The 12,464-nt window shown below is 46.7% G+C and carries 9 protein-coding genes and 1 other RNA gene; 3 read left to right on the top strand and 7 right to left on the bottom strand.

The genetic code is table 11. From position 1 onward, the window contains the following. Positions 1-147: 147 nt before the first annotated feature. Together ACKI5J_RS04770 and ACKI5J_RS04765 are read left to right on the top strand one after the other, a co-directional pair. Entirely contained in the window at positions 148-1,011 is an 864-nt protein-coding gene (locus tag ACKI5J_RS04770) for a hypothetical protein (protein ID WP_407427042.1), read from the top strand. Between the two features lie 198 nt (positions 1,012-1,209). Beyond that, positions 1,210-3,651, top strand: a complete 2,442-nt coding sequence (locus ACKI5J_RS04765) for an outer membrane beta-barrel protein (RefSeq protein WP_407427040.1) — start codon at positions 1,210-1,212, stop codon at positions 3,649-3,651. A gap of 19 nt (positions 3,652-3,670) precedes the next feature. On the opposite strand, the gene ACKI5J_RS04760 is transcribed toward ACKI5J_RS04765, so the two are convergent. From ACKI5J_RS04760 to ACKI5J_RS04730, 7 genes are all read right to left on the bottom strand, one after another. Beyond that, on the bottom strand, positions 3,671-4,846 hold the full coding sequence (locus ACKI5J_RS04760) for an MFS transporter (RefSeq protein ID WP_407427038.1): 1,176 nt from the start codon (positions 4,844-4,846) through the stop codon (positions 3,671-3,673). Between the two features lie 123 nt (positions 4,847-4,969). After that, positions 4,970-5,812 (bottom strand): bifunctional transcriptional activator/DNA repair enzyme AdaA, encoded by an 843-nt coding sequence (locus ACKI5J_RS04755; RefSeq protein ID WP_407427036.1) that lies wholly within the window; start codon positions 5,810-5,812, stop codon positions 4,970-4,972. A 96-nt stretch (positions 5,813-5,908) separates the two neighbouring features. Continuing rightward, the gene (locus ACKI5J_RS04750) at positions 5,909-6,997 is read right to left on the bottom strand and encodes an acyl-CoA dehydrogenase family protein (protein ID WP_407427034.1); all 1,089 of its coding nucleotides are present in this window, start codon (positions 6,995-6,997) and stop codon (positions 5,909-5,911) included. A gap of 191 nt (positions 6,998-7,188) precedes the next feature. Next, positions 7,189-7,644: a VOC family protein gene (locus ACKI5J_RS04745; RefSeq protein WP_407427032.1), complete on the bottom strand. Its 456-nt coding sequence runs from the start codon at positions 7,642-7,644 to the stop codon at positions 7,189-7,191. Positions 7,645-7,781: 137 nt separating this feature from the next. Beyond that, positions 7,782-8,149, bottom strand: a transfer-messenger RNA (tmRNA) gene (gene ssrA / locus ACKI5J_RS04740). Between the two features lie 13 nt (positions 8,150-8,162). After that, positions 8,163-9,395 carry a pyridoxal phosphate-dependent aminotransferase gene (locus ACKI5J_RS04735; RefSeq protein WP_407427030.1) on the bottom strand — a complete coding sequence of 411 codons (1,233 nt, stop codon included), beginning with the start codon at positions 9,393-9,395 and terminating at the stop codon, positions 8,163-8,165. Positions 9,396-9,460: 65 nt separating this feature from the next. Beyond that, on the bottom strand, positions 9,461-9,844 hold the full coding sequence (locus ACKI5J_RS04730) for a DUF1573 domain-containing protein (protein WP_407427028.1): 384 nt from the start codon (positions 9,842-9,844) through the stop codon (positions 9,461-9,463). Positions 9,845-9,981: 137 nt separating this feature from the next. Between ACKI5J_RS04730 and ACKI5J_RS04725 the strand changes: the two genes are divergently transcribed. Next, complete coding sequence (locus ACKI5J_RS04725; protein WP_407427026.1) at positions 9,982-12,399, top strand: thiamine pyrophosphate-dependent enzyme; 2,418 nt, start codon at positions 9,982-9,984, stop codon at positions 12,397-12,399. Positions 12,400-12,464 lie beyond the last annotated feature (65 nt).

The following is a 12,464-nucleotide window of genomic DNA, read 5'->3' as shown; positions in this document are numbered from 1 at the left end:
GGCAGGGTACGGGGCACGGCAGGTCCCGTCGTTTATCGCGGGTACCGCGGTATGACCATCATGCAGGGGAAACCCCGCACATTCAAGCAGACCAGCGCCAGCATCCGTGCCTCCACGGAGTTCGGTCTTTCCAGCACCACGGCGGCGGTGATCCGCCAGGCTTTTGAGCCGGCTTATGTGCACCGCGACGGGGCTGCGGCAGCCCGCTGCACCCAGGCGGTGTACCGCAGCATCCGGGGCAGCCTGACAGGCAGCGTGGGCCATCGCGACCTGCATGATGCGGACCTGGAGAGCATCATCGGGATGGACTTCCATATCCACAGCCGGATCAGCGAGGTACTGCAAGTCAACCAGCGGGTGGAGCGGGACCAGGAGGGGCGGATCCGCGTCTTCATGGGGGCTTTGAACGCCAAAACCGACTTGCGCGTACCCTTAAGCATCAGCAAGACCGTGAGCAAATACCGCATCCGGTATAGCCTGATCGGCTTCAACTTCCGCAAGGAGTACTTCGAATACCTGGAAGTCAGGGATGTGGAGCTGCGCAAATACGGGCAGCTGGAGGCGCAGGAGATCCGCTTTGACGCCCGGGCTGAAGTAGATCAGCTCCTGATGCTGAGCGTGTCGCTGCTGGCTTACAGCGAAACACGAATGGAGGAGGGTTATGTGCTGCTGAACAGCAAGGCATTCAGTCCCTGCGGGATTATCGCGGCTTTCGCAGCTGAAGAAGCGGGAGCGTACCCTTCGGGGCCGGTGAACATGGAGCTTAACGAAGAACAGCAAACACGGGCAGCAGCCATCAGTATGATGTGTTATGAAGGCAACAGGCTGCTACGAGATCAGGAACAACGGAAAGAGAAGCTCACCACGAAAATGGCGGCAATAGAAAAACGGACAGCAACAGCGGCAAGAACAAAAGCGCCGGTAAAAGCGACGAAGCAACGAACGGCAGATGACAGGGATAGAGCAGATTTCCCGATAGGGAAGCGGGTATCGTTTTCTTGTAAGGCATAGGAGATATCGTTCTGAAGGGGCAGACAAGATTCCATTTTTCCTGACCCGATCAAGCTGCTTTCTATAGGCTGACTTTAGGAGACATTATTTATATAGGTTCTTAAACTATTTTCCAGTTTTTTCTTTATTTTTTATAATATCTTTAACAATAATCTACCGGACGAACAAAAGCCGGTTATATTTCGCCTTATCAACTCAATGAAGCAAATTTATTTGTCTGTTCTTTTGGTTTTTTTTGCGTTACTGTGCTTTTCTCAAAACTCAGCACCAGAATTGACCATAAAGGGTACCATTGCAGATTCCGCTAGTCAGAGCACTTTGGGTTTGGCAAGCGTTAATCTCCGAAAGACATCAGGCACTATCGCAATAAAATCGGCAGCTACAGATGCCGAGGGAAAATTCGAAATTTCGAACATAGCACCTGGAAATTACTTAATAATCGTTACACGGGTAGGATACAAGCCCCTGCGCGTAATGGTCCCCCAACCAGAGCCTGGTTCCGGCAATATCATCAACCTCGGCAAGCTAATTATGGCTCCAATGCTGAATGATCTCCACGTTGTTAACGTAAGTAGATTTAAATCGCTGGTAGTTCAGCAGGCTGACAGGATAACCTATGACGTTCAGTCCGACCCGGAAAGCAAAGCGAACAATGCTCTGGAAATGCTTAGGAAAGTTCCCCTGATTTCAGTCGACGGAGCTGACAATATCCGCCTCAAGGGAGGGAGTAATTACCGTATGTTAATTAATGGAAAGACGTCTTCACTGATATCAAACAATCCCTCAGACCTGCTGAAGGCTATGCCTGCGGATAACATGGAAAAGGTTGAGGTCATTACCACTCCTCCTGCAAAGTACGATGCCGAAGGTATCTCCGGTATCATTAACATTATCACAAGGCGAAAGTTAAGCGAAGGGTATAGCCTGAGTCTGACATCGACCTATAATACGGTAAACGGGCCCTCTGCTAACCTTAATGCCAAGCTAAAGCAAGGGAAATTGGGTGTCCAGGGATTTGCGGGTACGGCTCAACCGATAGAACAGACTGTCGCTATGGGGTATCGCAACGCTACGTGGAGGCCGCTTCTATCGCAGGTTTTACAAGATGGAACGATGGTGCATGATCATGATAACACTTTCGGAAGTGCGCAATTCAGCTTTGAGGCAGACAGTCTCAATCTTTTTACTGCTGAGCTGGAATATCATACCGGGGGTTCGACTCAGCAGACGCAGCAGATCTCTCAGTATATCGATCAGCAAATGAGGGTCAACCAATCCTACGAGCTGATGAATGCCAGCAGGAACCAGATGAGGGGAACTGATTTCGGTTTTAACCATGAACATACCTTCAGACGTGCCAAAGGGCAGCTTCTAACCTCATCATATAAGTACAGCTATTCCAGAGACGCGTTTGGAAATGACGCCACCTACCTGAATTCAATCAATTACCTCGCACCTGACTTTCTGCAAAATAATAGGTCGGGCGCTAAAGAGCATACGGCCCAGATAGACTATGTCCATCCGTTGCGGACCCTTCAGGTAGAAGTTGGGGCTAAAGCCATACTGAGGGATAATTTCAGCGAGTTTGACCGACGGAACCTCGACATTCAGGGAGAGGAGTATAAACTTGATCCAGATCATACCGATGCATTCAGCTACAAGCAAAATATCTATAGCTTATATAATTCCTACCACCTTACATGGAAAGATTGGGACGCGAGGGCTGGATTGCGCCTCGAACGCAGTAGTGTACGGGCAGACTTTCGTGCGGCTGCTGATTTAATAAAGCAGCGATACACGAACCTGTTTCCATCGGTGTCGGTGCAGAAAAAGATGGCTGAATCCAATAGTCTGAGCCTTGGCTATCAGCAGCGTCTCGAGCGACCGGGAATTTTGCTGCTTAATCCGTTTGAAGATTATTCTAACCCGGGATTTCTCACCGCTGGTAATCCGGAACTCCGGGCTGTGCTTAATCATTCAATTGATCTGATTTACAGTAACTACTCTAAAAGACCTTTTACTCTTGGTCTGAATTATGCCATCGCTGACAACACTATTGAGAATGTCATGGTGGTGGGAGAAGATAAGATCTCACGCAGCAATTATCAGAACGTTGGAAAAAGGGAAGCAGTAGGCATGTTATTGAATACAAACGTCGCGCTTGGTCCCAGGCTCAATACAAATATTGACGGTCAACTGATGTACGTAGGACTTAGGGGGCATCTGGGCGCTGACGCTTACAACAGTGACGGTTTTCAGTGGCATATATTCTCCAATACCAGGTATCGGTTTGAGAAGGGTTATCGCCTTGGAATGGATGTATCATATGACAGTAGATACGTGCTTTTGCAGGGCCGGGATAATGATTTTCTTTACTACTCCATCAGCGGATCAAAAGATTTTTTTGATAATAAGGTGACCTTATCTGTCTCCACCAGTAACTTCTTCAATAAATACAGACGGCTCGATTTTACAACCATGGGGAAGGACTTCGACCAGCGGCGTTTTTACGATATTTACTACCGGCGGTTCAACATCAGGCTGATCTATAAGTTGGGACGACTGAAAGAAGATATAAAGAAAAATCAGCGGGGGATTCGTAATGACGACCAGACAAGTGGTCGCAGTAATCCATCATAGACTGATGTGTATTTTTTAATTATTTGATTGCTTTTATTTTGGTAACCAATAGGGCAATTAGAATACCGAAACAGCCTATTATGGCGTAAGAATACCTCAAGTTGGCTAATGCTGATATATAGCCTATAAGCGGAGGGCCAAGCAGGAAGCCGAAGTAGCTGACTCCCGAGACCATAGCCAGGGCCATTCCCGGAGAAACCTTTTTGTTGTTACCAGCAATCGTATAGACCATAGGGACGACACCTGACACGCCCAGGCCCACCAGCATGAAGCCTATTGTTGCAGGGATGAGATAAGGGAAGGTAACGGATATGAACATACCCAGAGAGATCATTATTCCGCTGAACTGCAACCATCTTTTCCTACCGAACCGGGTAATCATGTTATCACCAAGGAAACGTCCGGCAGCCATCATGATCATAAACGATGCATAGCCTAGAACCACGTAGGCCGCCGGGGCATTGACAATGTCTTTGAAGTAGATGCCACTCCAGTCGAACATGGCGCCTTCGGTAGCCATACTACAGAATCCGATGATTCCTAACTGGATGAGAACCTTATCAGGTTTGTTAAATCCTTTCGCTTTTTTTTCAGCCACGGCAGGCTTGGTCCCTACAGCAAGATGTTTGAAGTTAAGAAATATGTTAAGCCATAATATGAGGGTAACTATCCAGAAGTGCGCGTAGGGCACCTGTCCGAAGTTAATGAAAACAAGTCCGAGTAGTGCACCTGTGAAGCCGCCCAGGCTCCAGGCACCATGAAAGGACGACATAATGGGTTTTCCGTAAGCTTGTTCGGCCACTACACCCTGGGTGTTGAGGGAAATATTGCACATATTTCCGATGACTCCCCAAAGAAACAGGAATAATGCGAGCTGCCAGCCAGCAGCGGCGATGCCAAAGTTTGTTAGTGCGAGGGCATAGAAGGGGACAACGGCGGTGAGCATTTTCTTGCTTCCGTATTTGGTTACCAGCCTCCCTGAGATGGGCATAGTTATCAGCTGGCCTAAAGGCAAAGCCAGGAGGATACTTCCGAGCATGGCATCGGAGAGGTTCAGGGTATGTTTTATATCGGGGATCCTGCTCGCCCAGGACGCAAAGCAGAGGCCTTGTCCGAAATAAAAAAGGGATACTGCGAGACGAATTCGGTTGGGAGTGGAGATATTTTGTTTGATTTGTACTGCTTCTGTATTCATGATCACGTTCCTGCCTGGATAAAAACTCTCTTAAGAGAAGGAAGTTTTAGCGGAGGATTTTCTTTTTAATATGTTGCCTAACGATGGTTAGGTTTTGCGATGCAAATATACGATTTAATAAGTTTATCGTGAGTCTATATTTGCGCATTCCCAACCGATGATAGCCGTCTTTCGGGTGTTGCCCCACATGTATCCTCCGAATGCGCCGGACGTCTGGATCACCCTGTGGCAAGGGATAAGGAAGGCAACAGGATTGCTTCCGATAGCGGTCCCTACGGCACGGGAGGCGCCGGGGCTGTTGATCTCTTTTGCTATGGCACCGTAGGTGCTGAGGTTTCCCATCGGGATTTTAAGTAATGCTTCCCACACTTGAAGTTGAAAGGCGGAGGCCTTGAGGTGCAGCTTCACAGTGGAAAGTGATGCCCAGCTGCTCTTGAAGATTTGCAGGGCGTCTGTTTGAAATGGATCCAGTTGTTCCTGGAGGTTTGCGTTGGGGAACTTTGTCGAAAGCGCTGTCAGCGCATTGATGTTATCATCATGGAAGGCCATATAGCACACGCCTTTATGAGTGGACGCGACGATGACCCTGCCGAAGGGCGATTCGGCGAAGCCGTAATTGATCTGAAGGTTCTGCCCGCCGTTCTTGTATTCTGCAGGCGTCATGCCTTCTATGGTGACGAACAGGTCATGCAGTCTGCTGGTGCTCGACAAACCGGTATGAAAGGCCGTTTCAGATAAGGTAGCTCGTTCGCCCAGCAACTTTTTAGCATGCTGGGCGCTGATATATTGGAGGAATTTTTTGGGCGTGGTACCGGCCCAGTCTGTAAATAGCTTCTGAAAGTGAAAGGGACTAAGGTGCACTTTTTCTGCTATCTCATCTAAACTGGGCTGATTCTTGAAATTAGCAAGGATATATTCGATTGCGAGTGCAATGCGCTGATAGTTCATTTCTTCCTGGGTTTTCATCTGACTTTGTTACGGTACAAATATCGGAGATATGAAGAGTTAAAAAATCTGAAACTTGCGCTTTTGGCCGGAATCCCGGATATGTGAGCCTCGTGTTTACGATTCAAAGGTTAGTAGCGAGTGCTGACTCGCTGTATGTATATCTCTCCAGACACGGTTTAACACGGTGGTGCTTTTAGCGGCGTCGAGTCCGCAGTAGGGGTAGAGGACATCGGTAACTCTTCGGGAGACATGGGCAAGTGTTCTGCTTACATGGCTTACGTCTCGTAAAGTAGATTCGTTTAATGTATCATGATGAAGATCGTTCCAGGATTTGTCTGCGGTGTGGAAGAAATTCTGTCTGGCATCTGCGAGGAGTTGCTTCTGTTTAGCAAACGTTTCCCTGACGAGAGCTGCATGATGATTGGAGAAGCGTTTCAGATTGCCGGAGTTCAGGACGTCAGGTTCTGCCACCTGAAGAAAATGGAGTGCCATTCCTGAAAAGTTAACAGCTAGCGTTGTTTCAGCGAGCTGAAGAAAGGGATAGTTGCCGGCATTCGTCGGCATTTTCAACGCACCGTGGATTTGAAAGGAGCGGTTTTCGGGGACAATGAGATTGTTTACCTGGAAGCCATGACTGCCTGTTGCGACCATGCCCATGTACGACCATGTTGGAGAAGTGTTCACTTCTGCTCGGTCGAAGATGAAAGATCTGACCATTGCCTTGCCCTGATCATCATGTATTTCTGAACCATCGGGGTTTTGCAAAGAACAGTTAGCCGTAAAGTGAGTGGCATGCAGGGCTCCACTTGAATATTTCCATGATCCGTTGATGAGGTAACCTTCAGGGATTACTACAGCTGTACCGCTTGTTGCACCACTACCGGTGACACAAGTATGTGCACGATCGAAAATTTGATGGCGTAGATTCTCCTCCAGAAAGCCGGCGAACCAGGAGGCTCCGCTGCATAGTGTTACCGTCCATCCCGTACTTCCATCTGTCATAGCAATTGATTCAAGCAATCGAAGGATTGAAGGAAGATCTATGTCTATGCCGCCGTACTCTTCAGGAAGGTAAAGCTTAAACCACCTTTCTTTCTCGATGAGGCTGATAATCTCCGGATGCAGTCTGCCTGCTTCCTCTGAAGCAGCAGCGTATTGAAGGATAGTTTTCGCGGCGGAGTCGTTTAAGGTGAAGATGTCCATAGAAAGGCTTGTACACTTGAATACAAGTAGCGAAGTAAAGGAATTGGAATCAGAAGGACAAATTCACCTCTCTCCAGGCTTGATCCTCTTAGTGGGCGTGCCCTGTAGGCAGCCCATCAGGGAACCCGCGTCTGTCGCTCTAACTTGATAGCAAAGTATACAGCGAAACCCGTTTATTCCGTCTATCATCGTTATAAGGCATGGTCGGTATTCTGTTCGTTGGCATTCGGGTCAAATTCCACGATCCATTCAATGCCATATTTGTCTCTAAACATTCCGGCATAAGTACCCCAGGGACTGTCGTTAATGGGCCCTTCAATTTCTCCGCCGGCCGATAGTGCATGGAATACCCGATATGCTTCTTCACGACTTTCTGCACTCAAGGCTATTTTGGATCTGTTCTCATGTTCGTTTGTTCGTCCCATTACTTCAGGAACATCATTAGCGATCAGTACGGTATTTTTTCCTATAGGCAAGGAAATGTACATGATTTTATTTGCTTCATTTGCTGCCACCGGAAATTCATCACTGGCTAAGTCCTTGAATCGAATGATCTTTGCGAACGCTCCGCCAAAAACTGACTTATAGAAATGGAATGCTTCTTCGGCATTCCCATTGAAGTTGATCCAGGGACTAATTGCTTTCATGACATGTGTTTTGTTTAAGAATGGATGGTTGTTTGGTGTAAGTAGGCTTAATCTATTGTTATGACAATATAAGTAATTGGGCGGATTAAGCATAAAAAAAGAGTGATTAGGTTGTCGCTAATCACTCTTTCTTAAGTCGGTGGAGCCGGAGGGATTCGAACCCTCGTCCAAACATGGAACAAATTATGCTTTCTACATGCTTATCTGCCATTTAATTGTAGGGAAAGGGAAGGTTGGCCGATTACCTATACCGTATTCCTTAGGTGTTTTATCTCGCCTGGTCATCACACCTCTAACCAAGCCAGTTCTGTTGATCGATGCCCCGTGTACTGGTTAAACAGAACAGAATACCAGCGGGACAAAAGCTGAGCTAATTCTAAATTAGGCAGCTAAGGCGTAGTTATTTTCGCCAATTGTGGTTTGAGAGTTCAGATTTAAGCGCTAGTCTCACAACGCGCTGCATGCTTACATACCTGCCGCCATCCTGTCAATTCCGGTCGGCCCCAATATGTATTTTGTTAATGGATACTCACTGTCTCCGAAGGAGCATCCTTTAACTTTCTGCCCGGATAAGCGAGTAAACCTTTTTCCAGACATATCATGGCTTTCGCCAGATCTTCTCTATTCAAAACGTATGCCAATCTTATTTCGTCTACTCCATCGCCTAAAGTGCTGTAAAAACCGGCCGCTGGTGCCATCATGACTGTCTGATTGTCATAATCAAACTTTTCGAGCATCCATTGGCAGAACTTTTCAGCGTCATCTACAGGAAATCGTGCCACTACATAAAAAGCACCTTTCGGATTCGGACAGAATACTCCTTCCATCTTATTTAAGGAAGATACCAGCTGATCGCGCCTGGACGTGTATTCCTTGTTGATAACCTCGAAGTATGAATCGGGCGTTTCAACCCCCGCTTCTGCGGCGATCTGATCAACCATTCCGGGACTTAAACGGGATTGCGCAAACTTTAGTGCTGTAGCGAGCACCTTTTTATTTTTGGTTACGAAGCAACCAATGCGAGCACCGCAGGCGCTGTATCTTTTGGAGATACTGTCGAATACAATGACGTTCTCTTCAATACCGTCAAGATGCATAGGAGAGTGAAACGTATTGCCGTCATAGCAGAATTCGCGGTATGCTTCGTCGACGAAGAAGTACAGATCATATTTGAGACAAAGCTTTTTCAGCTCCTCAAGCTCCTCATAAGAGTACAAGTATCCGGTTGGATTATTAGGATTGCAAATGAAAAGGGCTTTGGTCTTATCGGTAATCAGCTTTTCGAACTCAGATACAGGAGGTAAGGCGAAAGCATTCTCAATCAGCGACAATACCGGCTTGATGACGGCATTGCTCATCCATGCAAATGCATTGTAATTGGCATAAAACGGTTCTGGAATAATAATTTCGTCGCCAGGATCCAGACATGTTTGCATAGCGATTACAATCGCTTCAGACGCGCCGCTGGTGACCAGGATGTCTTCTGCCGTGATATTATATCCTGCACGATTATAGTATTGTGCTAGTTTTGAGCGGTATGATGGTGTTCCTTCAGATTGTGTATACGCCAACACTTTAAAATCGGCCTTGCGGATAGCGTTCATCATCACTTCCGGGGTTTCAATATCTGGTTGGCCAATATTCAGATGGTAGACTGTCTTTCCCTGCTGTTTTGCCTGCTCTGCAAATGGTGTTAATTTGCGTATAGGTGAAGCTGGCATTTCCTTCCCCTTGTTTGAAATAGTTGGCATAATACACAAACATAAAAAAAACCTCTCTGTAAGCAGAGAGGTTTTTCTAAAATCTTTTACTTATGCTACTGGGCAGCAACGCTTCCCTTAATGTAAATGTATTTTACGGGAGTTTTTGCGTTGGACTTAATGGTAAGCGCTTTGTTAAAGGCACCGGGTGCAGCAGCGTTAAAAGTCACAGTAATGGTACCTGTTTCGCCTTTTTTTATTGGTGTACTGGTATATTTGGGTACTGTACATCCGCAAGTGGACTCCACATTGCTGATGATCAGCGGTTGTTCACCAACGTTGGTGAATTTGAAATCATAGCTAACAGGCTTGCCCTGAGGGATCTTTCCAAAGTCATTTGTTTCTTTTTCGAACTTGAAATCGGGTTGAGGATCAGCCTTCATGGCTATAACCGTGATAAAGCCAAGTAATATGATACAAAATGTAAGAATCTTTTTCATGTACGTCGAGAATTAAGTAAGTAAAGATAGTTCAAGTAATTAACTATTCAAAAACTATACCGTTAGGTAACAAAAAATTTAAGGTTCTGCATGCTGTATATTTTTATGTTATTTTTGAACAATTGACCCTCGTACATATGTCAGCAAATCAATTTCAATCAAGTGGTCAGCTGAGCTCGTCTGAACTGACCTTTGAAGACTTTAAGAATATAGTGATTAATGATTACCGCATCTGCTTCGAAAGCCGTCAGGCTAGTTTGATCGGCAGGCGGGAAGTGTTAACCGGAAAAGCCAAGTTTGGTATTTTTGGTGATGGAAAGGAGGTTGCACAAATTGCTATGGCGAAGGCGTTCAGGAATGGCGACTGGAGGTCGGGTTACTATCGGGATCAGACTTTTATGTTTGCAACGGGAATGGCCACGATAACCGAATTTTTCTCACAACTTTATGCCAATACGGATGTAGAAGCGGAGCCATTTTCAGGAGGCAGACAGATGAACTGTCATTTCTCGACCCGGGTTCTGAATGAGGACGGCAGCTGGAAGAATCAGCTGTTAACGAAAAATACTTCAGCAGATATTTCTACAACCGGAGGGCAGATGGCCCGATTGGTAGGGTTAGCCCAGGCGTCTAAACTCTATAGAAATAATCCTGATCTTAGCTATCTGTCGCATTTCTCTTCCGGCGGAAATGAAGTCGCCTTTGGTACGATTGGAAACGGGTCAACATCTGAAGGGGTTTTTTTCGAGAGTATAAATGCTGCGGGTGTGTTACAAATCCCGATGGCTGTTTCGATATGGGATGATGGCTTTGCTATTTCTGTTCCTTCAGAATTGCAAACCACAAAGCAGGATATTTCTGAAGTGCTGAGAGGTTTTCAGCGGGACGAGAAGGGTGAGGGCTTTGAGATTTTTAAGGTCAAGGGCTGGGACTACCCCGGCTTATGTGAGACTTATGAGAAGGCGATTGCGATATGTCGCGAAAAGCATATCCCGGTAATGATCCATGTTTATGAACTGACTCAACCTCAGGGGCATTCAACCTCGGGTTCTCATGAGCGATATAAGTCAAAGGAGCGTTTGGAATGGGAGATGCAGTTTGATTGTCTGTTGAAGATGAGAAACTGGATGCTGGAGTCGGCCATTGTAACGGAAGATGAACTCGCAGAGCTGGAAACCAGGGCGAAGGAATTTGTTAGGGTTTGCCGTAAAAATGCGTGGGACGCGGTTCAAAAGGTATTGAGACAGGAGGCTCTGGAAGCGGAATCTTTGTTGAAGGCTTTTGGCATTCAGGCGTTTGATGACATGGCCCGGTCTATTCATGCTTCTGTGGAGGTCTCAAGAAGGGAAATTCTGGAGCATGTGCGCAAGGCATTGCGTATGCTTGCCGGTAAGGACTCTGCCGAAAAACGCAGTTTGCTTAGCTGGTTTAATAAGCAAATGGAGGCGAATAGCGAAAGATATAACTCCAGGTTATTTACTGATTCTCTCGATTCACATGTGCATATACCGGTTGTGCCGGCAGAATATGATGAAGACTCCAAATGGATTGATGGACGCGAAATTCTGAATAACTGTTTTGACGAAAACTTTACGCGCGACTCGCGCATCATCGCCTTTGGTGAGGATGTCGGCAGTATAGGCGACGTAAACCAGGGCTTTGCCGGTCTTCAGAATAAGTTTGGGACCTTAAGGGTGGCCGATACGGGCATTCGGGAGAGTACGATCATCGGACAGGGTATTGGTCTGGGTCTTCGCGGCTTAAAGCCTATTGCTGAAATACAATATCTGGATTATATATTGTACGCCATAAATGTGATCAGCGATGATCTTGCCAGTTTAAGCTACCGCACAAAAGGCGGGCAAAAGGCGCCGGTGATCATTAGGACGCGCGGGCACCGGCTGGAAGGTGTCTGGCATTCTGGCTCACCTATGGCGACGCTTTTGGGAATTATGCGGGGCATTCATATCTGTGTGCCGCGTGATATGACTCAGGCGGCAGGTATGTATAATACCTTATTGCGTGCTGACGAGCCGGCTGTGGTTATTGAGTGTCTTAATGGTTATCGTCTTAAGGAACGTCTTCCCAAGAATGTGGGCGACTTTACTGTTCCTCTGGGTAAGGCGGAAATCTTGCTCGAAGGGACGGATATCACCATTGTATCTTATGGATCGACTTTGCGGGTTGTGCAGGAGTCGGCTAAGGAATTGCTGGAGATGGGTGTTTCGATCGAGATCGTTGACGTTCAGACCTTGCATCCTTTCGATCTGGACGAGCTGTGCGTGCAGTCGCTGAAGAAGACGAATAAACTGCTTGTCGCGGATGAAGATGTGCCTGGTGGCGCCTCAGCGTTTATCTTACAGCAGATAGTGGAGAAGCAGAAGGGATATTATTTTCTAGACAGTGCTCCGAGAACCATCTCGGCGAAGGAGCACCGCCCGCCTTATGGTACTGATGGAGATTACTTTAGTAAACCATCCGTTGATGATATCATTGAGGTTGTTTATGAAATGATGAGTGAAGCGAATCCGGCGAAATATCCGCCCATATTTTAGAAGATGAATTGAATAATAAAGGGTTATCTCCTTTATAATAGATAACCCTTTATTATTTAATTTAT

It is taken from the genome of Arcticibacter sp., assembly GCF_045629565.1.
Taxonomy (GTDB): domain Bacteria; phylum Bacteroidota; class Bacteroidia; order Sphingobacteriales; family Sphingobacteriaceae; genus Arcticibacter.
The sequence above is the reverse complement of the archived record's forward strand: the minus strand, read 5'-3'. Positions and strand labels throughout refer to the sequence as shown.